The organism is Marinobacter sp. JSM 1782161, from assembly GCF_011421605.1.
Classification (GTDB): Bacteria; Pseudomonadota; Gammaproteobacteria; order Pseudomonadales; family Oleiphilaceae; genus Marinobacter_A; species Marinobacter_A bohaiensis.
This window is the reverse complement of record NZ_WSSA01000002.1, coordinates 1962374-1983423: the sequence shown is the minus strand read 5'-3', so window position 1 is coordinate 1983423 and position 21050 is coordinate 1962374. Positions and strand designations below refer to the sequence as shown.

Genomic DNA, 21050 nt, shown 5'->3' with positions numbered 1-21050 from the left:
ATCCGGCCGGCTGCCGCGTCGGCTGCGGAGAATTTTTGCCGCCTGCCGTCCCGGAGTGTCCGGGCTCTCCGGGATTATGGTTTCATGATAGTGAGTTAGCGTTCCTGGCGTGATTTTTTCATGGCAGGGACGAAAGTGCGTTTTTGCCGGAGAAAGACATGAAGCGTTTTGTAACCAGCCTGTGCCTGGCTGCGATCGGCCTGACCGGTTGTGCGTCCTCGTCGACAGAGGACCGACAGAGGGCGATCGCCGCCGAGCGACTGGAGCCGATCGTGGTCCGGGTCAGTGGATTCGGCACCTACGCGGATGCCACCAACGACCGCCTGGACACCCGCAAACGGCTGCTGGCACGGCGCGCTTCCAAGCTGGATGCCTACCGGGCGCTGGCGGAGCGGGTCTACGGCACGGTGATCTACGGTAGCTCGACAGTGAACGACTTTGTCCTCAACAACGACAACTTCCGCTCCTACGTGGACAGCTACATTCGCGGCGCCAAGCTGGTGGCGGTCAATGAGCACAGCGATGGCGTGGTGGAGTCGGTGATGGAGCTCAAGCTGGAGTCCCGCTTCCGCGCCTGCGTGGCGATGTCCGAAGACCGTGACGTGCCCGAACGCTGCCCGATTCCCATGCCCATGGGCAACGACAGTCGCGGTGATGTGCACGCCGAGACGGTCGATTCGCTGTACTACCTGGAATGAGTCGGAAGTCTGGAATGAGACGAGCGGTTGCAAAGAGGCCGGCTGGAATGAAGCGGATGAGTCGTTGGTTTGCCATTATCGCGGGCCTGCTGCTGAGCGGCAGTGTTGCCGCCGCCTGGGTGCAGGGCACCGGACAGGCCGTGATTGTTGGTGATGACGTGGGTGCCGCCCGGGAACAGGCGCGCAACGCCGCCCTGCGTGACGCGGCCCTGCGCTACGACGCGCGGGTGGCCAGCGAGGACACCATGCACAACGGCGTGCTGACCGATTCCCGCCTGAGTGTGGCGTCGCAGGCGCGAGCCCGTCAGGTGCGGGTGCTGGAGGAGAATCGCCGCGGCAACCTGCTGCGCATGACCATCGAGGCGGACATGAGCGCCGACCAGGCTTGCCAGGCCCGGGATGCGGCCCGCTTGCGCAAGCGGGTGGCGATTACCGGATTCCCGATTGCCGATACCGATCACACCCGTATGGGGCGCGTGGCCGATGCCAGCGAGGTCCTGCCGCGGCAGTTGCAGGAGCGCCTGCAGGCGGATGGTCAGGTGCAGGTATTCGGTGCCACCGGTGTGCAGATGTTCCCGGACGTGCCCAATGCGCCGACCCGGCAGCGCTTCGACAATAGCCTGACCAACGTGATCCAGCTGGCGCGGGAACTGGATGTCCAGTTTGTCGTTACCGGTGTGATCCGCGACATGCGTCTGTCCGATCCGGAAGCCTGGGGAACCTCGATTCTCGATCGCATGCAGCGTGGTCTGGGGGTGGCGAACCAGGAGCGGCAATTCGTCGCCGATCTGATGGTGTACGACGGCTACAGCGGCTCGCCGGTGTTCCAGAAGCGTTTCGCGACGAGCGGCACCTGGGATGCGGATATGACCGACAATACCGGCTTCGGTTCGACCGCTTTCCGGGCCACCGATTACGGGCAGGCCGTGGAGCGGACTCTGGGGCAGATGGAACAGGCGGTGAACGCCGCCCTGGCGTGCCAGCCGTTCATTACCCGCATCAGCCGGGTCGACGGCCAGAAGGTCTATCTGGCGTCCGGTGCCACGGCGGGGCTGCGCCCGGGCGATCAGCTTCAGCTCTACCGCAGTTTCCGCTTCTTCGACGCACCGGACTCAACGCCCGAGTTGACCGACTCCGGTATGACCATGACCGTCAATCACGTGCATCCGGATTTCAGCAGCGGTCTGATGCCGGATGTCGGTGCCGTGCACAACCTGCAGCGGGATGATATTGCGATTATCTGGTGAGGGCGGCGTTGCTGAGGGATATTAGAGGCGTCATGTCGCCGGGGCTTTAGTTTCGGAACCGGCTTGTGGCCTGCCAGAGGTTGCCCGGGGCCCTTACGGGCCTCCGAAGCTGAAGCTTCGGCGACATTGGGGATGCGGTCGAGCGTGGGAATCAGACCCCGGCCGCTTCCTTCGCCGCAATGTCCCGGATCTTGCCGACCATGGCGCGCAGGCCGTTGCCGCGGGTCGGGGAGATGTGGCGGAACAGGTCGAGGCGCTCGAACAGCTCGTCCACGTCTACCGACAGCAGGTCGCGCGGGGACTGGGCGTTCAGGGCGATGAGGATGATGGCGGCGAGACCGCGCACGATCATGGCGTCGCTGTCGATCAGCAGGAACAGGCGGCCGCTGTCCGGATCCGTGTAGTGGATCAGCCACACCTGGCTCTGGCAGCCGTGCACGTAGTTTTCCTCGACCCGCTCCTCATCCGGGAACGCCGGCAGCTGGCGGCCCAGGTCGATGATGTAGGCGTAGCGCTCTTCCCAGTCATCAAGGAATTCGAACGCCTCGTGGACGTCTTCCAGGGTGACTTTCTGGCCCAGGGGGTTGTCGAGGAACGATTGCTTGGCTGCTGTCATAGGTCTCGGGTGTAGCGTTTTCAGGATTTGCAGAGAGTGAACCGCATCGGGGCGGATGGCGCAAGGGGAGGCCTTACAGCATCCCTAGCTCGAGCTTGGCTTCATCCGACAGCATGTCGTTGTTCCAGGGCGGGTCGAAGGTCAGTTCCACGGTGACCTTGTCCACGTTCGGCACGTGTTCCACCTTGCGTTTGACGTCGTCGGTAATCACCGGGCCCATGCCGCAGCCAGCGGCGGTCAGGGTCATCCGGATGTAGACCTGGTTGCCCTCGTCAGTGCCGTTGGTTATCTGGCAGTCGTAGATCAGGCCCAGCTCCACCACGTTCACCGGAATCTCCGGATCGTAGCAGCTGCGCATGGCCTCCCACACCTGATTCTCGTTCACCGAGCCGTCTTCCGGCGTGTCGTAGCTGCTCTGCGGCGGTTCTTTGCCCAGGGCGTCGGCGTCGTGGCCTTCCACTCGCGCCAGGTTGCCGTTGACCGCCACCGTGAACGTGCCGCCCAGGGACTGGGTGATGGTCACGAAGGTGTCCGACGGAATCATGATCTCCGTGCCGGACGGCACCAGTCGGGCTTCCACTTCGCGCTTGGTCAGGACAACTTCGCGTTCGGCCATGGGGGAATGTCGCCTCGTCTATCGGTGAATCAGGAGATGGAAAAGCTCTCGCCGCAACCGCATTCGGCGGTGGCGTTGGGATTGCGGAAATGGAACATGGAGTTCAGCCCTTCCCGAATGAAGTCGATCTCGGTGCCGTTGACGACCGCCAGGTGCTTGCGCTCGACGTAGACGTCCACATCATCGACGGTGAAGATGGCGTCGTCCTCACCCTGTTCGGTGACCCATTCGGTCTCGTACATGAAACCGGAGCAGCCGCTCTTGCGGACGGCCAGGCGGATGCCGCGGGCCTCCGGATGCTTCTCAAGCTGCTTGCGCACGTGTGACACCGCGGCGGGTGTCAGGGTCACGCCCACGCTGGGGGTAAAGGTTTCAGCCGTCATCGATTCGCCTCCCGATCAATCCGTTATTCAGCGAACAGTCGCTGGATCTTCTGCAGCGCTGCGAACAGCTGCTCCACTTCATCCAGCGTGTTGTAGAACGCAAACGAAGCCCGCGCCGTCCCCGGTACGCCGTAATACGCCATCAGCGGCATGGCGCAGTGGTGGCCGGTGCGGATCGCGATGCCCTGCTGGTCGAGCAGGGTGCCTATATCACTGGGGTGCAGTCCGTCGATTTTAAAGGACATGACCGGCACCTTGTCAGTGGCGGTGCCGATCACGGTCATGCCCGGGACCGTTTCCACCAGCTCGTTGGCCCGCTGCAGCAGCGCCTGCTCGGCGGTTTCCAGGGCGTTGCGGCCCAGGCCCTCGACGTAGTCGATGGCCGCGCCCAGACCGACCGCCTCGGCGATCGGCGGGGTGCCGGCTTCGAACTTGTAGGGCAGCACGTTCCAGGTGGTCTTCTCGAAGGTCACCCGCTCGATCATCTCGCCGCCGCCCATAAAGGGCTCCATATCCTGCAACAGCGCTTCGCGGCCGTAGAGCACGCCGATGCCGGTGGGGCCGAACAGCTTGTGGCCGGAGAAGGCGTAAAAGTCGCAGTCCAGTGCCTGGACATCGGGGCGGTAGTGGGGCACCGCCTGGGCGCCGTCGATCACTGTGTACAGGCCTTTCGACTTCGCCTTGGCCACCAGCTCGCGCACGGGGTTGACCGTGCCCAGCACGTTGGAGACGTGGGCCACCGCCAGTACGCGGGCGCGGCCGCTATCGAGTAACGTGTCCAGTTCCGGCATGTCCAGCTCGCCCGCCGGCGTGACGGGGATCGGCACGACTTTCGCGCCGATGCGCTGGGCCACCATCTGCCAGGGCACGATGTTGGCGTGGTGCTCCATGGTGCTGACGAGGATCTCGTCGCCGGCCTGCAGCCGCTGGCCGAGGCTGTTGGCGACGGTGTTGATGGCCTCGGTGGTGCCGCGGGTCCAGATCACCTCTTTGGTGCTGGCGGCGTTGAGGAACTGACGAACCGTCTCGCGGGCGCCCTCGAAGGCGGCGGTGGCCCGGTCCCCCAGGGTGTGGGCGCCACGGTGCACGTTGGAGTGGCTGTGCCGGAAGTAGGCGTCCATGGCGTCCAGCACGGCGACCGGCTTGTGGGCGGAGGCGCCGTTGTCCAGGTACACCAGGGGCTTGCCGTTCACTGTCTCGGACAGGATCGGGAAGTCGCGGCGGACGCGGTCTACGTCCAGGGCTTTTCGGGCTGCCGCAAGATCGGTCATGTCGCTCAGGCTCCCTCGAACGCTTGTTCGATAAACCGGTTCAGACGCGCCTGTACGGTTTCCCGCACCGCCTCGACCGGAATCTGCTCGATCAGTTCGTTGATGAACGCCATGGAGAGCAGGGTGTTGGCCTCGCGCCGGTCGATGCCGCGTGACACCAGGTAGAACAGCGCGGTGTCGTCCAGTTGGCCGACGGTGGCGCCGTGGGCGCATTTGACGTCGTCGGCGTAGATTTCCAGCTCCGGCTTGGTGTCGATTTCCGCACCGGTGGAGAGCAGCAGATTCTTGTTGCTCATGTTGGCGTTCGACTTCTGCGCATCCGGGTGAATGTGGATGCGGCCATTGAAGATGGCGTGGGACTCGTCCGCGGCGATGTTGCGATAGGTTTCCTCGCTGTCGCAGTGGGCGGCCACGTGTTCAATGGTGGTGTGGTTGTCGAAATGCTGTTTGCCCTGGGTCACGGCGACGCCGTTGAGGCGGCAGTTGGCGCCGGATTCTTCCAGGCGCACCTGCAGGTCGTGCCGGCGCAGCGGGCCGCCGAAGCCGACGCAATGGCTGTCCAGACGGGCGTGGCCCAGCAGGCGCGCACCGGTGGCGCCGATGTGGTAGGTGTTCTCACCTTCCAGGGCCAGGCGCACGCTGGTGATGTTGGCGCCGTCCGCCAGGCTGAATTCGGTGACGGTGTCCACCAGGGCCGGTTGTTCGCCGGTGGAGATGTACTCCTCGACCAGGGTCATCTGGCTGTTGGCGCCGGCGTCCACGTAGATCCGCGGGTAGACGGAGCCGGACGCTTCGGCGTCGGTCTCGGCGATCACGAACAGCGGACGGTCGAGCACCGCGCCCTGGCGCAGGCGGATGAACAGGCCGTCCTCGAAACGGGCGGTGTTCAGGCGCGCCATCTGCACGGCCTTGCTGTCCAGGGTGTTGTCCAGGCGCTCGGCCAGGGACTGGGCGGTGACTTCGTCCAGATCGGCGAAGCTGCGGATCTCGATGCCGTCCACGTCCGGGAAATCACTCGCTTCCGGCACCACAACACCGTTGTGAATGACCACGTGGTAGCCGTCCATCGCCAGGGCCGGGCCGGCCTTGTAACCGGACGGCAGGTTGGCCGCGAGGGTGTCGTCCAGCTTCAGGTAACGGCTGGAGTACTTCCAGTTCTCGGTCTTGCGCGTCGGTAGCGGCATGTCTACCAGGGCGCTGCCGCGCTGTTCACGCAGCTTGCGCAGCGGTTCCGGCAGCTTGGCGCCGGACGCCTCGAGAAACGCGCCGGAAAGGGTCGGTGCTGCTTTCATCATAACCAACCTCCTTAGCCGGCCTCGACTTCGTCTGCGTCCTTGATACCGAGCCAGCCGTAGCCGCGCTCTTCCAGTTCCAGAGCCAGCTCGCGACCGCCAGACTTGACGATCTTGCCGGCGGCCAGCACGTGCACGTAGTCCGGCACGATGTGGTTCAGCAGACGCTGATAATGCGTGACCATCAGCACGGCGCGCTCCGGGGAGCGCAGGGCGTTGACGCCGTCGGCGACCACCTTGAGGGCGTCGATGTCCAGGCCGGAGTCGGTTTCGTCGAGGATCGCCAGACGCGGCTGCAGCAGCAGGGCCTGGAGGATCTCGTTGCGCTTCTTCTCACCGCCGGAGAAGCCTTCGTTGACGCCGCGCTTGAGGAACGCCGGGTCCAGGTCCACCTGCTTGGTGGTTTCCTTGGCCAGCTTCATGAAATCGACCGCGCTGAGCTCTTCCTCGCCGTGATGGGCGCGCATGGCGTTGACCGCGGTGCGCAGGAACTGCAGGTTGCTGACGCCGGGGATTTCCACCGGGTACTGGAACGCCAGGAAGATGCCTTCGCGGGCGCGCTCCTCGGTTTCCAGTTCCAGCAGGTCCTTGCCGTCGAGCGTGATTTCGCCGCCGGTGACCTCGTAGGCTTCGTTGCCGGCCAGGATCGCGGACAGGGTGCTCTTGCCGGAGCCGTTAGGGCCCATGATGGCGTGAACTTCGCCCGGTTTGATGTCCAGGTCGATGCCCTTGAGGATTTCCTTGCCGTCGACGGCGGCGTGCAGGTTACGAATGCTCAGCATGGATTGTGATCTCTCTCTGAATTCCTGAATTCTGTGTGCGTGGTCGTTCGCAGGCCGTTAAGCCGGGCCCGTTAACCGACGGACCCTTCAAGGCTGACTTCCAGCAGCTTGCCGGCTTCCACGGCGAATTCCATCGGCAGCTCCTTGAACACTTCCTTACAGAAGCCGTTGACGATCATGGACACCGCCTGTTCCGGATCGATGCCGCGCTGGCGGCACAGGAACATCTGCTCGTCGCTGACCTTGGAGGTGGTGGCCTCGTGCTCGACGATCGCGCCCTTGTTCTTGCTCTCGATGTACGGGAACGTGTGGGCGGCGCACTGGTCGCCGATCAGCAGGGAGTCGCACTGGGTAAAGTTGCGCGCGCCTTCCGCGCCCGGGCCGAACTTGACCAGCCCGCGATAGGCGTTGCTGGAGCGACCGGCGGAAATGCCCTTGGAGATGATGGTGCTGGACGTGTTCTTGCCCAGATGGATCATCTTGGTGCCGGTATCGGCCTGCTGGTAGTTGTTGGTCAGCGCCACGGAGTAGAACTCGCCCACGCTGTTCTCGCCGCGCAGGATGCAGCTCGGGTACTTCCAGGTCACGGCGGAGCCGGTTTCGACCTGGGTCCAGGAGATCTTGGAGTTCTTGCCGATGCAGGCGCCGCGCTTGGTGACGAAGTTGAAGATACCGCCTTTGCCTTCCTCGTCGCCCGGGTACCAGTTCTGCACGGTGGAGTACTTGATCTGGGCGTCGCCCAGCGCCACCAGCTCGACCACGGCCGCGTGCAGCTGGTTCTCGTCGCGCATCGGCGCGGTGCAGCCTTCCAGGTAGCTGACGTAGCTGCCTTCGTCGGCGATGATCAGGGTACGCTCGAACTGGCCGGTGTTGGCCGCGTTGATGCGGAAGTAGGTGGACAGCTCCAGCGGGCAGCGCACGCCCTTGGGAATGTAGACGAACGAGCCGTCGGAGAAGACCGCGGAGTTCAGCGCCGCGAAGAAGTTGTCACCGGCCGGCACCACGCTGCCCAGGTACTTCTCCACGAGCTCCGGGTATTTCTGGACCGCCTCGGAAATCGGGCAGAAGATCACGCCGGCTTCGGCCAGCTGATCCTTGAAGGTGGTGGCGACGGAGACCGAGTCGAACACGGCATCGACGGCCACGCCGGCCAGTTTTTCGCGCTCGTGCAGGGGGATGCCCAGCTTCTCGTAGGTGCGCAGCAGCTCCGGATCCACTTCGTCCAGGCTCTGCGGCATGTCTTCTTTCTTCTTCGGCGCGGAGTAGTAGGAGATGCTCTGGAAATCCACCTTCGGGTAGTTGACGTGAGCCCAGTCCGGCTCCTCCATTTCCAGCCAGCGACGGTAAGCTTTCAGGCGCCAATCCAGCATGAATTGAGGCTCTTGCTTGATCTCTGACAGGCGCTGAATGACGTCTTCATCCAGGCCCGGCTCGAAGGTATCGGCTTCGATTTCGGTTACGAACCCGTGTTCGTATTCCCGTTTGATCAGCTCGTTCACCTGCTTGTCGGTGTTCGCCATGATCGTCGCTCCGTCTCTCTCAGGTGCGGTCTTCGGTTGCGAGCCCGCAGACTCTGTTAACTGTTGCGAGCGCCGCGATGTAAAGGCGCCCTCGTAATCAATCGGCCCAATGGCTCGGGCGCAATGACGCCGGGGATTTGTCTCTCACCGTGCGGCACTGGGCCCTTATCGTTCTTATGGGGTGGTCTTCTGGGGGAGGATTGTACAATATCAGAGTAAAATAGTCAGGTATTAAATGGTCGTACCGGCATGGCCACTCCCGGAAGCCCGCCGACGCTGCCAGACCTTCCGAAGGCCGCGTATTATAACGCAGTTTGAGCCAATTGGTTACTTTCTGGCTGATGCGGTCAGCGCATGATCCGGATGCGGCTAATCAGGGGGATAAAGGAATTCAATGTTAGTGGCCGGGAGGTCTGGTGTCCTGTCTGGTCAATTCGCGTATTTGCTCTATCCTGTGTCACCCGTTGACGCTGTGCTGTGAATGACGGTTCCTCCCGAAAACACTGCCGGGTGGGAAGGGCTTTTGCGGCCTTGACTGTTTTTTGAATCCGAGGAGTTGCCCGCCCCATGGCCGTTGTCCTGTCCCTGTTCGTCAAACTCCTGCCGCTTTACATCACGGTCCTGCTGGGCTGGATTGCCGGGCGCTATCTCGAAGCCAGCGGGCGTCACATCGCCGGCATCATGCTCTACATCGTGACCCCGTCGGTGATCTTCTCCGGGGTGATGGCCGCGCCGCTGACGCCGGAAGTGCTGCTGATGCCGGCCATCGTGTTCGCGTTCTGCGTATTGGTCAGCCTGCCGCACATGGCGCTTGGCCGGCGCCTGCTCAACGACGGCAGCGCCAACATCATGCCCCTGGCGGTGGGGACCGGGAATACCGGCTACTTCGGGATTCCCGTGGCGCTGTTGCTGTTCGGGGAAGAGGGTGTGGCGCTCTACATCGTCTGCATGCTGGGCACCACGCTGTTCGAGAACTCGGTGGGTTACTACCTGGCCGGTCGTGGCCGCTACAGTGCCCGGGATTGCCTCGTTCGCGTGGTCCGGCTGCCGGCGATCTACGCCTTTGCCCTGGGGGTGTTGCTCAACCTGAGCGGTGTGGCCATTCCCGACGTGTTCGTGCCGCTGTTCGATAACCTGCGCGGCGCCTACAGCATCCTGGGGATGATGATCGTGGGCATGAGCATTCTCAATTTCCGTGGCCTGATGGGCAACGTGCGGTTCACCGGGCTGGCGTTCTTCGGCAAGTTCGTGGTCTGGCCGCTGGCGGCCCTGGCGTTCTGGTTTGTCGACAGCCACTGGCTCGGTTTCTACGATGACGCGGTCTATCGCGCCATCTTCCTGGTATCCATCACGCCCATGGCGGCCAACACCGTGGTCATCGCCACGCTGCTGGATGCCTCGCCCCGTCAGGCGGCGGGCACCACGCTGCTGAGCACCCTGTTTGCGCTGATCTATATCCCGGTGATGGTGGCGATCTTTCTGAGTTAGTCGAACAGAGACAGCTGGTTGTCGCCGGCGCCGGCTTTGCCGCGAACCTTCGGGCGGCTCTGGCGTGGTCCCTTGCGGCTGCCGTGGCGTTCGAGCACTCGGTCGGTTTCCTGCTGCGTGACGTGCTCACGGCGGAATTCGGCCACCGCCTGCCGTGCGCTGCGGGCGGCCAGATCATGGTCGCACACCGGCTCCGGATAACGCTCGCCCCCGTAGAGACTGTGTTGATGCGCGGTCATGTGCCAGGGGCTGTGGATGAACTCTTCGGGTACGCCTTCCAGTTCCGGGATCCAGCGCCGGATGAAGGTGCCCTGCGGATCCAGCTTGCGGGACTGCAGTTCCGGGTTGTAGATGCGCAGGGCGTTGATGCCGGTCAGGCCGCTCTGCATCTGGGCCTGCGGGTAGTGGATGCCCGCTTCGAAATCGGTGAACAGGCGCGCCAGGTGCAGGGCCGGATCGCGCCAGTGCAGCCACAACTGGTAGCTGGCGACGGCCATCAGCATGGCGCGCATGCGGAAGTTAATCCAGCCGGTTGCCTGCAGCGCCCGCATGCAGGCGTCCACCAGCGGCCAGCCGGTTTCGCCCCGGGCCCAGCGGTCCAGCCGTTCCCGGTCGTTGGGGCCGGACTTCAGGTTTTCCAGCTCGCGATGGATGGCGCGGAATTCCAGCTCCGGCTCGTCCTCCAGCTTCTGGATGAAATGGCAGTGCCAGTGCAGCCGTGAGCGGAAGCTGCGCAGGCTGCGCTGACGGCGGGGCAGGCTGGACGGATGCTCGCCGTTGTCGCGGCTGGCCTGATAGATCTGACGCAGGCTCAGCGTGCCGTAGGCGATGTGCGGGCTTAGCCGGGAGCAACCACTGACGGCGCTGTTGGGGCTGGAGATGTTGTACTGATAGCCGATACAGCGGCGATTGAGAAAGGATGTGAGTAACCGCTCACCCGCCTCGCTGCCACCGGCCTGGCGGTCCGGGCAGTCGCTGTCGTCGGCGCAGGGCGGTGGCGTCAGGTCGAGCGCGCCCGGCTCGTCGTTGCCCGCAGCCATCAGCCGCTCCGGGCTGACGACCGGTTCGCTCCGCATCAGCCCGTTCCACGCCTGGTCCCAGAGATCCCGGTCCGGCAGGCGCCGTACCACGCCAAACTGGGACCATTCGCGGAATGCGATGCCGCGTTCCGTGCACCAGTCGATCACCCGCCTGTCGCGCCGGAAAGTCCAGTCGTTACCGGTTTCCTCGTGGGCCAGGACCCGTTTGATGCCGTGGGTTTGACGGAGTTGCTCAAAGACCGCCGTCACCTCACCGCGCTCGACCCGCAGCGGCGCGCCCAGCCGCGTCAGTTGGCGATGCAGCGATGCCAGGCTGTCGGCGATGAACGCCCACTGGCGCCGGCTGATGTCGGGCAGCTGCCAGTAGTCCGGCTCGACCACGTACAGCGGCAAGACCGGCTCGCCGTATTCGGCGGCGGCCGCCAGTGGCGCGTGATCCTGGATCCGCAGGTCGCGCTTGAACCACACCAGCGTTGTCATGGAGCGGCCTTCAGCAACTGGCCACGTTGGCGACGACAGCGTTCGCTGCAGTAGCGCACGCGCTCCCAGTCCCGCGCCCATTTGCGGCGCCAGGCAAAGGGGCGCTCGCACACCGGGCAGATTTTCTCGGGCAGATGGGGCTTGCTGTGCATCGCAACTAACCTGTGACGACGTATCCTGAAGTGGAACGGTAACCCGGAATACGCGACGCTGCCCGGTCCGGATTGATCCATTCTGACTGAACTTTCAGGCCGGCAACGGGACTATGGCTGAGAAGGGCGAACAGGCGCGGGGAGGCGATATGCGTGGTGTGATTGTCTTGTTCCTGATGTGGGCGCTGCCCTGGACGGGCGAGGCGGCTTTTCGCTGCGGCACCAGCCTGGTCGATGAGGGCGATTGGCCGGTCGAGGTCCGCGAGAAATGCGGTGAACCGGATTACGTGGCGATCTACCCCCAGGCGGCGCTGCCCGGCATCGGTATCGTCCAGACCGTCGAGCACTGGTATTACAACCCGGGACCACGGAGCTTCGTGCGCCGGCTGATTTTCCGCAACGGCAAGCTACGCCAGGAAGAGAGCCTGGGCTACGGTTTCCTGCCCGGTGCTCCGGGCAACTGCTCGCCGCGGATGCTGCGCGAGGGCATGAACGAGTTCGAGATCGTCCGCCGCTGCGGCGAGCCGCTGTCCAAGCGCGTCGAGTGGGTTCTGCCCCGGCGTCGCGTGGATCACTACAGCGGGTACTCGGCCTATCCCCAGGAGGAATGGCTGTACGAATTCGGCCCCAACGAGTTCCGCCGCGTCGTCACCTTCCGCGAAGGCCGTCTCATCCGGGTGGAGACGGCGGGCAAGCCCGGCCAATAGCGTCTATTTTTTCTGCTAGCAACACCCTCTTTAGGATGCGATACCGCAACCGCTGACGGGAGAGACGCCTGTGCAGAGCGATGATCGGGGCCCGCATGAGACGGGCCTGACCATACCCCGCGCCCTGTTGTTCGACTGGCACGGCACGCTGGTGGATACCCATGACGCTATGTTCAGCGCCATGGAGGAGATGCTGCCGCAGTTGGAGGATCTCGGGTTGGTGGATCAGCTGTTGCCGGAAGAACAGTGCAACACGCCGGAAGACGCCCGCCTGGTGCGTTACATCCGCATCTTCCGACGCTTGCACCCGCGCATCCTGGCGGAGCGGCGGGTGTCCCGCACCGACATTTTCAACGCGATCTTCGGCGACAACCGCGACGCCAAAGCCATCGCCCATCACGCCTACAACCAGTGCTACCGCCAGTATTTCGGTCAGGTGAAGCCGTTTCAGGAAGGGGTGCAGGCTTACATGGAGGCCTGCCGTAAGCTGGGCATCAAGCTGGTGGTGGCCACCAACCGCAACCGCGAGTTCCTCGATACCGAGCTGGCCACGCTGGAGGAGGGCCGCTGGCGGGACCTGTTCGATGCCACCGTCTGCGCCGACGACGTGGTGCACTACAAGCCTGACCCGGAGATGATCTACAGCGCCGCGCAAAAGCTGGGCATGCCCGTCGGCAAGGACATCTGGTACGTGGGCGACGGCTATACCGATATGGTGACCGCCAACAACGCCGGCGTGACGCCCATTTTCTACAACGGCGCCGCCTGGGAAACCGAGCGTATCGCCGGCTGGTTCCGGCGCCAGGATCGTCCGGCGCGGGTGCTGGAGAGCTTCGAGTCGCTGATGGACGAGCTGGCCGCGTTCCCCGGCGATACCTTCGCCTGTGAGGTGGCCGGCGTACGCCCACCCGCTTACCCGCCGCCGCAGCCGCCGGAGCGGCGGGTGGAGCCGGACTGGCACCCGGCCGTCGCCAAGCTGATCCGCCCGCAAGTGATCCTGTTCGACTGGCACGCCACGCTGGTGGATACGCTCGACGCCATGTACCACGCGGTGGACGACATGCTGCCGGAGTTTCACGCGCTGGGTCTGATGGGGCGCATGCTGGAGCCGGAAGACAGCAAGACGCCGGAAGACGCCAAGCTGGTGGCCTACGTACGGGAGTTCGCGCGCCTGCATCCCAAGGTACGTGCTGATCGCAAGATCTCCCGCACCGACATTTTCGAGGTGCTGTTCGGTGAGGACCAGGGCGCCAAGGACATCGCCCACGCGGCCTTCAATCGCCACTACCGCAATCACTACGGCACGGTGGACGCGTTCGAGCCCAAAGTGAGCGACATGCTGGCCAGTCTCCGCAACCTGGGTATCCGTGTGGGCGTGATCACCAACCGCGATCGCGAGTTCTTCGAACACGAGCTGGCGGCGGTGGAAGGCATCGGCTGGCGGCACCTGTTTGATACCGAGGTCTGCGGCGACGACACGCCGCTGCGCAAGCCGCATCCGGACCAGTTGATCCTGGCGGCGGAGAAGCTGGACTACCCGGTCGGCCCCAGTATCTGGTACGTGGGCGACAGCACCACCGACATTATCGCCGCCAAGCGCGCCGGGGTGACCGGGGTCTTCTTCAACGGCGCCCTGTGGGACCTGCCCTGGCTGCACAGCATCTTTCCCGGCACCCACGGCCATCCCCACAAGCCGGACGTGGTGGTCAATGATTTCTCGGAATTCTGGGCGCTGGTGCTGGCCTGCGAGGTGGGGCCGCCGTGACGGGTGTTGTTCATGGATCCCGGGTCAGGGCCCATTCGATGTCGATGCCCAGCGCCACGGCGCCCAGCAGGTCATCGCTTTGCGGATCATGCAGGGCCCGGGACACGATCACCTGGAAGTGGTTCGAGGACGCGTCATAGCGCACCGGGCCCAGGTAGAGCTGGTCACCCGGTTCGACGGCCACCCGGCGGAACTTGTCTTCGTCGCCCTGCCAGTAATCGCTGGTGAGCTGGCTCATGGCCACCAGCGCGCCCTGGGCGTCCATCACCAGGATCTCCGACACCAGTCCGTCCTGCTGTTCCTGCCATTGCTGCAGCGCACGGGACAGGGGCCGCTGCTCAATGTCCCGGGCCAGGTCGCTGGAACCGACCGGCTGGGCGGCGCGCCATTGCTCGTCCAGCTGCAGGATGGCTGCCAGCGTCTGGCCTGAACGCCGGTCATAGGTCGCGCTGATTACGTCCACCTCGGCATGCAGCTGGTTGAAGAGCCGGACGGCCAGGTCCCGGATGCGGCGGGCCTCGTCGGCCTCCAACTGAAAACCAGCGGTGACGCAGTCCTCGAGGTTGGCGTTGAAGCGGGACAGGAAGTTCGGGTTGGCCTGCAGGAAAGCCTGGTTGAAATAGGTGCCCAGCGGTGCAAAGCGTATGAAGCGGCTGGTCAGTCTGGGTAGGGGCGTGCCTTCGGGATGGCGGTCGCGCCAGTCGTCCATGATGCGCTGGTCCACCACCAATGCGTCGATGCGGCCGCGGTTGACCAGGGCCACCAGTTGATTCAGTGACGCTACCTGCATGGTCACGTTGTAGCCCCGATCCTGTATCCAGTGGGCCTCGTTGCTGCCGGCAATGGCACCCAGCCGTGCATCGTCCAGAGCCACATCGCCGAGGGCGTAGAGGTACCATTTTTCCAGGGCGAGCGGTGCGGACAGGGTGGCAACGGGATCCAGGGTGTCGGACGAGCTGATGCCCAGGTACCCGTCAATCAGGCCTTTTTGGAGGGCGTGAATGGCCCGGCGCTGGGGCACCATGCGGATACTTGGACGCCACCGGGTTTCACCCAGGGCGCAGCGCAGGGCTTCGATGGTGGTGCCATGAACGGTGCCGTCAATGGCGTACTGGTAGGGAGGTGCGGCCGAGGCAAAAAGCTGCAGGGTCTGCTGGGCCAGCGCCGCGGCGGGGCCGAACAGGCAAACGAGTGTGATGGCCAGAACCTGATGCTTCAACCTCATACCCTGTCCCTGGCGTTCGAGCGTCCTCAACAAGGGGGCTGTCAGTAGCGTAGCACTGGTACGTTTGTTCTGCTTTGAAGAGCCCGTTATCAGTTTAGCCGTTCAACGGCTCGCAGCGTGGTCAGAGCCTGTCCAGATGGGCCAGAATCCAGTCCGCCCGTTGCAGGATGGCTTCACGCCGTTCCGGCTTCTGCCGATCCCAGTTGCGGTACATCATGCCCATGCGCGGGTTACTGCGGAACGCCTCGCGGTGCCGGTCGATAAAGTGCCAGTACAGGGCGTTGAAGGGACAGGCGTCGTCTTCGGTGGCGCGGCTCACATTGTAGCGGCAGTCGCTGCAGTGGTTGGACATGCGCTGGATGTACTTGCCGCTGGCGGCGTAGGGCTTGGAACCCAGGTAGCCGCCATCGGCGTGCATCACCATGCCCAGGGTGTTGGGCAGTTCCACCCAGTCGTAGGCGTCGGCGTAGACCGCCAGGTACCAATCGCAGATGTCCTCCGGTTTGACGCCGGCCAGCAGGGCGAAGTTGCCCGTCACCATCAGCCGCTGGATGTGGTGCGCGTAGGCGTTGCGCCGGGTGGCGTCGATGGCCTTGTGCATGCAGCGCATGCCGGTGTCCCCGGTCCAGTAGAACCAGGGCAGGTCGCGGGTGTTGCCGAGCCGGTTTTCGGCGGCGTAGTCCGGCATCAGCAGCCAGTAGATGCCGCGCACGAACTCGCGCCAGCCGATGATCTGACGCACGAACCCCTCCACCGCGTTGAGCGGCGCCTGGCCGCTGTAGTAGTGCTGGACCGCCGCTTCGCACACGCCCAGCGGGTCGAGCAGGCCGCAGTTGATGTAGGGCGAAAGCACCGAATGGAACAGCCAGTCCTCGTCGTCGGCCATGGCGTCCTGGTAATCACCGAAGCAGGGCAGGGCGAAGTCGAGAAAGTGGGCCAGGGCTTCTTCCGCGTCGGCGGCGGTTACCGCGAAGTGGAAATCCTCGGCGCTGCCGAAATGGTCGGCAAACTCGCGCTCCACCAGGTCGATCACCTCGCGGGTGATGGCGTCCGGGGACACCCGGAACGGCCCCGGTGCGGGTGGCTTGCCGTTCCATTTCTTGCGGTTGTCGGCGTCGAAGTTCCACTGGTCGCCCTCGGGGCCGCCCTCCGGCGCCATCAGCAGGCCGGTCTTCTTGCGCATTTCCCGGTAGAAGAATTCCATGCGCAGCTGCTTGCGGCCCTCCGCCCAGCGGGCGAATTCGTCCTTGGTGGCGATGAAGCGGTTATCGGGGCGGATTTCCACGGGAATGCCCAGTCTTTTATGCCATTGCCAAATATCGTCGTGCAGGCGCCATTCGCCGCACTCGGTGGTGATCAGTTTGTCCGGACGATGGGCTTCCACCTGTTCGGCCACCACGTCGCGCAGCGAGCCGTGTGAACTGTCCGAATCATAGGCGTGGTAATGAATGTCCCAGCCGGCATCCTGCAATTCCCGGGCGAAATGCCGCATGGCGCTGAACAGCAGGATGATCTTCTTCTTGTGGTGATTGGTGTAGCTGGCTTCGTCCCGGACCTCAGCCATGACGATGCGATCCTGCTGCGGGTCGGCATCCTGCAGGGCGCTGATGTCGGGGGTGAGCTGATCGCCCAGGATCAGGATCAGGTGGCGCATGGACATCTCCTTTCGATTCGCCTTTGAGTACGCCCGAAAGGCCTTTCCGGTTCAGGGCTGATCCAGGTCAAGGTGACGACAATGTGACCCGATACACTGTGCCCAGACTTCGCATTCCGGACTCTCTCATGTCGACGCATCCCGCACTCAAGCTCGTTTCATCGACGCCCGGCACCGCCCGGCCTGCCTGGGACGACCAACTGATCCAGCGCTACGATCTCAGCGGCCCTCGCTATACCTCATACCCGACGGCGGTGGAGTTCAGCGACGCGTTTACCGCGGCGGATATGGCGGATGCCGCCCGGGCCAGTGCCGATAACGGCGGCCCGCTGTCGCTTTATGTGCACGTGCCGTTCTGCGCGCGACTTTGTTACTACTGCGCCTGCAACAAGGTGCTGACCCGGCGCCGGGAAGCGGCCGAACCCTACGTGACGCGGCTGCTGAAGGAAGCCCGGATGCAGGCGGACCTGTTCGGGGCCGGGCGCCGGGTCCAGCAGTTGCACTGGGGCGGCGGCACGCCGACGTTCCTGCCGCCGGACCAGATGGGGCGCCTGATGGCGGGGCTGCGCGACATCTTCGACCTGGAGCTGGGCGACGAGCGCGATTTCAGCATCGAAATCGACCCGCGCGAGCTGACCGACACCTCGCTGGCGCAACTGCATGCCCTGGGCTTCAATCGCATCAGCCTCGGCGTGCAGGACTTCAACGCACGGGTGCAGAAAGCGGTGAACCGGCTTCAGCCGCGCCGCATGGTGGAGGACATCCTGTGTGAGTCCCGGTCACAGGGCTTTCGCTCGATCAATTTCGACCTGATCTATGGCCTGCCGCACCAGACGCCCGACACCTTTGCCCGCACCGTCGACGAGGTGTTGGCGATGCGTCCGGACCGGCTGTCCATCTTCAGCTACGCGCACCTGCCGCAGCGCTTCTTCTCGCAGACCCGGATTCGCAGTGAAGACCTGCCGTCGCCGGCGGACAAGCTGGCGATTCTGCACCAGACCATCGACACCCTGATCGGCGCCGGCTACCAGTACATCGGCATGGATCATTTTGCCCTGCCGGACGATCCGCTGGCCGTGGCCCAGCGCGAGGGCCGCCTGCACCGCAACTTCCAGGGTTACACCACCCACGGGGACTGCGACCTGGTGGCGCTGGGGGTCTCGGCCATCGGCCAGACCACCGACGCCTACTTCCAGAACGCGCACGATCTCGACGCCTGGGAGCAGAGGATCGATGCCGGTGAGCTGGCGACGATCCGGGGTGTGGCGCTGACGCACGACGACCGCATCCGGCGCTGGGTGATCGGCCAACTGATTTGCCAGTTCCGGCTGGACTACGCTGAATTCGAGGCCCGCTGGCAGCGGCCGTTCGGGCTCTACTTCGTCGAGGCCCTGCACCGGCTGCGGGAGATGGAAGCCGACGGCCTGGTGACCATCGGCGGTGAGTCGCTGGAGGTGAAAGCGCCGGGGCGCCTGCTGATCCGCGCGATCTGCCAGCTGTTCGATGCCTATCGGGCGGAAGACGCGGGGCAGCGGTTCTCGCGGATTATCTAGGTGGATTAAGGCTCCCCTCTCCCCCGGCCCCTCTCCCGCCAGGGGAGGGGGAGCTTCTCAGCTAACTCGGGGTAAAACTCCCTCTCCCCTGGCGGGAGAGGGTTGAGGAGAGGGGAGGTGTGCCCCCAAGGATTCGGGCCAATCAAACCGCCTGCGCCTCCAGCTTCACCCGCACCCGGTCCGGCAGCGAATAGTGGGCGATGCGCTTGAGCACGGTCCAGTACTGCTTGCCGAAGCTCCCGGTGTTGTACTTCAGCCCGTACTTCCTGCAGACCGCTTCCACCCGCGGCGCAATCTCGCGGTAGCGGTGCGCCGGGATGTCCGGGAACACATGGTGCTCGATCTGGTGACTCAGGTGGCCGCTGAGGATGTGCACCCACTTGCCGCCGGTGAAATTGCTGGAACCGGTCAGCTGGCGCAGGTACCACTGGCCCCGTGACTCGTTCTCGATGGACGCTTCACTGAAGGTTTCCGCATCCTCCGTGAAGTGGCCGCAGAAGATCACCGTCGACGACCACAGGTTGCGGACCAGGTTGGCGCACACGTTGCCGGCCAGCACGATGGGAAACACCGGGAAGGTCAGCGCCGGGAAGAACACGTAGTCCTTGAACGCCTGGCGCCCGCCCTTGCGGAAGAAGTCCCGCAGGAACGCCTTCTTGTCCGACAGCTTGATTTCGCGGCGGCGGATGCGTTCGCTCTCCAGCTCGTGCAGGCCCACGCCCCACTGGAAGAACACGGTCAGCATCAGGTAGTTGATGAACTGCAGCAGGTGCCAGGGCTTCCACTTCTCGTCATCGCTCAGACGCAGCACCGCGTAGCCGTAGTCCCGGTCCTTGCCGATCACGTTGGTGTAGGTGTGGTGCTCGTAGTTGTGGGTCTGGCGCCAGGAGTCGCCGGTGCACACGGTGTCCCACTCGTAGGTCTGGGAATGCAGCGACGGATCGTTCATCCAGTCGTACTGGCCATGCATCACGTTGTGGCCGATCTCCATGTTCTCGATGATCTTGGCGACGCCCAGGGACGCCACACCGGCGACGAACACCGGCGGGATAAAGCCGAACGGCATCAGCACCCGGCCGCCGATCTCCAGTGTGCGGTGCAGGCGGATGATGCGGCGGATGTAGCGCGCGTCGCGCTCGCCCAGGTCGGCCCGCACTTCATCACGGATGGCGTCCAGGTCCCGGGCCAGGTCGTCCAGTTGGCTTTGGTTCAGTTGCGTTGTCATATCTCGCTCCTTGCCGGCTTTGTGCCGGTCGCTTGATTCGCTGTGAAGGCGTGCCGGTGGCGATCAAAGGTCCACGGTGACCGGACCCTGGGGCACGGAAATGCACAGCTGGATGGTTTCCTCGCCGGGGCCGGAGGCCTTGCCGGTGAGGCGGTTGACGACGGTGCCCTCGGTCTTGCGGCAACTGCACTGGTGGCAGATGCCCATGCGGCAACCGTAGGCCGGGTTCAGCTCGGCGGCTTCGGCGATCTCCAGCAGCGGGGCGTCGCCGTCGGAATCCACGTGAGTGTCGCTGCGGGCGAAGGTGACCGCGCCGCCCAGGGGCGTGTCGGCGGCCACCGCGGTCGGCGCGCTGAAGAAGGTGCAGCGGATTTGCTCTTCCTGCACGCCGTAACGCGCCAGCAGCGCGTTGGCCCGATCCATCAGGCCGGGCGGTCCGCACAGGTAAACGTCGCGAGCCGCGAAGCCGGGCACCGCGTCCAGGTGCTGCTCGTTGAGCAGCGCCGACTCGCCCTGTTCCTCGGTGGCGAACACATGCAGGCTCAGCGCCGGCCAGCGGGCCGCGAGAGCGTATAGGGTTTCGGCACCGATCACGTCGGCCTGGGTGCGTACGTAATAGAGCAGGGTGACCGGCGCCCGGTAGTCCCGCTCCGCCAGGCCCACCAGGTGGCTCAGGGCCGGGGTGACGCCGCTGCCGCCCATGATGTAGAGCAGCGGTTTCGGTTGCCCGGATGGGGGCAGATCGAACTCGCCGAACGCCTGGCTGATGCCCAGGATCGCGCCGGGGCGCAGGTGGTCGTGCATCCAGTGGGTCACGTGGCCGCCCGGATGGCGCTTGACGGTCAGCGTCAGGGTGCCGTCGGTGTGCCACTGGCTGGGCGCGCTGGAGATGGTGAAGGTGCGGTGCTGGCGCACCCCGTCCACATCCACGACCACGTTGACGTGCTGGCCGGCGCGGAAACCCTGCCAGCGCGCCGACGGGCGCAGGCGGAAGGTTCGGGTGTCCGCCGTCTCGTCGATCACATCCAGCAGCCGGGCGGGCACGAAACCGCGTACCCACATGGGGTTGAGCACCGCCAGCAGCGGGTCGAAAAACGCGCCCGGATCGTCGCGGTTGAACAGTTGCCGGCCGAGCCAGTGCAGGGCGCCTTGGGATCGGATCGTCGACAGCATCGTGGCTTCCTCCTGAAGGAATTGTTTGTCGCTGTGTACAAGTGTTCACAAGTTGTGAACGACTGTACACATGGCGATCTTGAGCTGTCAATTGCCGAATGGATCAAGGGCGATGCGGCTCTGGGGTGCTTAATGCGTTTTTTTTCCGGGCATTGTCGCCAGG

General features: G+C 64.4%; 19 protein-coding genes. 6 read left to right on the top strand and 13 right to left on the bottom strand.

All coding sequences use genetic code 11. From position 1 onward, the window contains the following. Positions 1 to 158: 158 nt before the first annotated feature. Complete coding sequence (locus GQB00_RS08820) at positions 159 to 698, top strand: LPP20 family lipoprotein (protein ID WP_165855957.1); 540 nt, start codon at positions 159 to 161, stop codon at positions 696 to 698. 56 nt (positions 699 to 754) lie between these two features. Next, the gene (locus GQB00_RS08815) at positions 755 to 1945 is read left to right on the top strand and encodes a flagellar assembly protein T N-terminal domain-containing protein (RefSeq protein ID WP_228276687.1); all 1191 of its coding nucleotides are present in this window, start codon (positions 755 to 757) and stop codon (positions 1943 to 1945) included. A 151-nt stretch (positions 1946 to 2096) separates the two neighbouring features. Here GQB00_RS08815 and GQB00_RS08810 read toward each other — a convergent pair whose 3' ends face one another. The 7 genes from GQB00_RS08810 to sufB all read right to left on the bottom strand — a co-directional run bounded on the left by GQB00_RS08810 (position 2097) and on the right by sufB (position 8425). Continuing rightward, entirely contained in the window at positions 2097 to 2561 is a 465-nt protein-coding gene (locus GQB00_RS08810; protein WP_165855955.1) for a SufE family protein, read from the bottom strand. Positions 2562 to 2634: 73 nt separating this feature from the next. Further along, complete coding sequence (sufT, locus tag GQB00_RS08805) at positions 2635 to 3177, bottom strand: putative Fe-S cluster assembly protein SufT (protein WP_111494532.1); 543 nt, start codon at positions 3175 to 3177, stop codon at positions 2635 to 2637. Between the two features lie 29 nt (positions 3178 to 3206). Beyond that, positions 3207 to 3560, bottom strand: a complete 354-nt coding sequence (locus GQB00_RS08800) for a HesB/IscA family protein (RefSeq protein ID WP_111494534.1) — start codon at positions 3558 to 3560, stop codon at positions 3207 to 3209. Between the two features lie 23 nt (positions 3561 to 3583). Next, the gene (locus tag GQB00_RS08795; RefSeq protein WP_165855954.1) at positions 3584 to 4831 is read right to left on the bottom strand and encodes an aminotransferase class V-fold PLP-dependent enzyme; all 1248 of its coding nucleotides are present in this window, start codon (positions 4829 to 4831) and stop codon (positions 3584 to 3586) included. A gap of 5 nt (positions 4832 to 4836) precedes the next feature. Further along, positions 4837 to 6123, bottom strand: coding sequence for a Fe-S cluster assembly protein SufD (gene sufD / locus GQB00_RS08790; protein WP_165856572.1), 1287 nt, complete (start codon positions 6121 to 6123; stop codon positions 4837 to 4839). Between the two features lie 14 nt (positions 6124 to 6137). Beyond that, positions 6138 to 6905 (bottom strand): Fe-S cluster assembly ATPase SufC, encoded by a 768-nt coding sequence (sufC, locus tag GQB00_RS08785; RefSeq protein WP_111494538.1) that lies wholly within the window; start codon positions 6903 to 6905, stop codon positions 6138 to 6140. A gap of 71 nt (positions 6906 to 6976) precedes the next feature. Continuing rightward, positions 6977 to 8425 (bottom strand): Fe-S cluster assembly protein SufB, encoded by a 1449-nt coding sequence (sufB, locus tag GQB00_RS08780; protein ID WP_165855953.1) that lies wholly within the window; start codon positions 8423 to 8425, stop codon positions 6977 to 6979. 567 nt (positions 8426 to 8992) lie between these two features. Here sufB and GQB00_RS08775 point away from each other — a divergent pair. After that, the gene (locus GQB00_RS08775; RefSeq protein WP_165855952.1) at positions 8993 to 9913 is read left to right on the top strand and encodes an AEC family transporter; all 921 of its coding nucleotides are present in this window, start codon (positions 8993 to 8995) and stop codon (positions 9911 to 9913) included. Here the strand turns inward: GQB00_RS08775 and GQB00_RS08770 are convergent. Beyond that, the gene (locus tag GQB00_RS08770) at positions 9910 to 11433 is read right to left on the bottom strand and encodes an FAD-binding domain-containing protein (protein ID WP_165855951.1); all 1524 of its coding nucleotides are present in this window, start codon (positions 11431 to 11433) and stop codon (positions 9910 to 9912) included. The genes GQB00_RS08775 and GQB00_RS08770 overlap by 4 nt on opposite strands. After that, positions 11430 to 11585: a DUF2256 domain-containing protein gene (locus GQB00_RS08765; RefSeq protein WP_165855950.1), complete on the bottom strand. Its 156-nt coding sequence runs from the start codon at positions 11583 to 11585 to the stop codon at positions 11430 to 11432. The genes GQB00_RS08770 and GQB00_RS08765 overlap by 4 nt, the downstream gene beginning before the upstream one ends. Positions 11586 to 11734: 149 nt before the next feature. Between GQB00_RS08765 and GQB00_RS08760 the strand changes: the two genes are divergently transcribed. After that, complete coding sequence (locus GQB00_RS08760; RefSeq protein WP_111494548.1) at positions 11735 to 12292, top strand: DUF2845 domain-containing protein; 558 nt, start codon at positions 11735 to 11737, stop codon at positions 12290 to 12292. A 70-nt stretch (positions 12293 to 12362) separates the two neighbouring features. Continuing rightward, entirely contained in the window at positions 12363 to 14057 is a 1695-nt protein-coding gene (locus GQB00_RS08755) for an HAD-IA family hydrolase (protein ID WP_323127260.1), read from the top strand. Between the two features lie 10 nt (positions 14058 to 14067). Here the strand turns inward: GQB00_RS08755 and GQB00_RS08750 are convergent, their stop codons facing one another. Both GQB00_RS08750 and GQB00_RS08745 read right to left on the bottom strand, forming a co-directional pair. Beyond that, a complete protein-coding gene (locus GQB00_RS08750) occupies positions 14068 to 15282 on the bottom strand; it encodes a transporter substrate-binding domain-containing protein (protein WP_111494550.1) in 1215 nt (404 codons plus the stop codon). 121 nt (positions 15283 to 15403) lie between these two features. Next, positions 15404 to 16936, bottom strand: coding sequence for a cryptochrome/photolyase family protein (locus GQB00_RS08745; RefSeq protein ID WP_165855949.1), 1533 nt, complete (start codon positions 16934 to 16936; stop codon positions 15404 to 15406). 128 nt (positions 16937 to 17064) lie between these two features. Between GQB00_RS08745 and hemN the strand changes: the two genes are divergently transcribed. Then, on the top strand, positions 17065 to 18489 hold the full coding sequence (gene hemN, locus GQB00_RS08740; RefSeq protein ID WP_165855948.1) for an oxygen-independent coproporphyrinogen III oxidase: 1425 nt from the start codon (positions 17065 to 17067) through the stop codon (positions 18487 to 18489). 142 nt (positions 18490 to 18631) lie between these two features. On the opposite strand, the gene GQB00_RS08735 is transcribed toward hemN, so the two are convergent. Both GQB00_RS08735 and GQB00_RS08730 read right to left on the bottom strand, forming a co-directional pair. Continuing rightward, entirely contained in the window at positions 18632 to 19714 is a 1083-nt protein-coding gene (locus GQB00_RS08735) for a fatty acid desaturase family protein (protein WP_165855947.1), read from the bottom strand. A gap of 63 nt (positions 19715 to 19777) precedes the next feature. Next, complete coding sequence (locus tag GQB00_RS08730) at positions 19778 to 20887, bottom strand: ferredoxin reductase (protein WP_165855946.1); 1110 nt, start codon at positions 20885 to 20887, stop codon at positions 19778 to 19780. Between the last annotated feature and the right edge of the window lie 163 nt (positions 20888 to 21050).

Coding starts and splice junctions, on each gene's coding strand:
- GQB00_RS08765 (WP_165855950.1), bottom strand. CDS start 11,585: ATGCACAGCAAGCCCCATCTGCCCGAGAAAATCTGCCCGGTGTGCGAG.
- sufB (WP_165855953.1), bottom strand. CDS start 8,425: ATGGCGAACACCGACAAGCAGGTGAACGAGCTGATCAAACGGGAATAC.
- GQB00_RS08770 (WP_165855951.1), bottom strand. CDS start 11,433: ATGACAACGCTGGTGTGGTTCAAGCGCGACCTGCGGATCCAGGATCAC.
- GQB00_RS08815 (WP_228276687.1), top strand. CDS start 755: ATGAGTCGTTGGTTTGCCATTATCGCGGGCCTGCTGCTGAGCGGCAGT.
- GQB00_RS08745 (WP_165855949.1), bottom strand. CDS start 16,936: ATGCGCCACCTGATCCTGATCCTGGGCGATCAGCTCACCCCCGACATC.
- sufD (WP_165856572.1), bottom strand. CDS start 6,123: ATGAAAGCAGCACCGACCCTTTCCGGCGCGTTTCTCGAGGCGTCCGGC.
- sufC (WP_111494538.1), bottom strand. CDS start 6,905: ATGCTGAGCATTCGTAACCTGCACGCCGCCGTCGACGGCAAGGAAATC.
- GQB00_RS08820 (WP_165855957.1), top strand. CDS start 159: ATGAAGCGTTTTGTAACCAGCCTGTGCCTGGCTGCGATCGGCCTGACC.
- GQB00_RS08760 (WP_111494548.1), top strand. CDS start 11,735: ATGCGTGGTGTGATTGTCTTGTTCCTGATGTGGGCGCTGCCCTGGACG.
- hemN (WP_165855948.1), top strand. CDS start 17,065: ATGTCGACGCATCCCGCACTCAAGCTCGTTTCATCGACGCCCGGCACC.
- GQB00_RS08795 (WP_165855954.1), bottom strand. CDS start 4,831: ATGACCGATCTTGCGGCAGCCCGAAAAGCCCTGGACGTAGACCGCGTC.
- GQB00_RS08750 (WP_111494550.1), bottom strand. CDS start 15,282: ATGAGGTTGAAGCATCAGGTTCTGGCCATCACACTCGTTTGCCTGTTC.
- sufT (WP_111494532.1), bottom strand. CDS start 3,177: ATGGCCGAACGCGAAGTTGTCCTGACCAAGCGCGAAGTGGAAGCCCGA.
- GQB00_RS08775 (WP_165855952.1), top strand. CDS start 8,993: ATGGCCGTTGTCCTGTCCCTGTTCGTCAAACTCCTGCCGCTTTACATC.
- GQB00_RS08800 (WP_111494534.1), bottom strand. CDS start 3,560: ATGACGGCTGAAACCTTTACCCCCAGCGTGGGCGTGACCCTGACACCC.
- GQB00_RS08735 (WP_165855947.1), bottom strand. CDS start 19,714: ATGACAACGCAACTGAACCAAAGCCAACTGGACGACCTGGCCCGGGAC.
- GQB00_RS08730 (WP_165855946.1), bottom strand. CDS start 20,887: ATGCTGTCGACGATCCGATCCCAAGGCGCCCTGCACTGGCTCGGCCGG.
- GQB00_RS08810 (WP_165855955.1), bottom strand. CDS start 2,561: ATGACAGCAGCCAAGCAATCGTTCCTCGACAACCCCCTGGGCCAGAAA.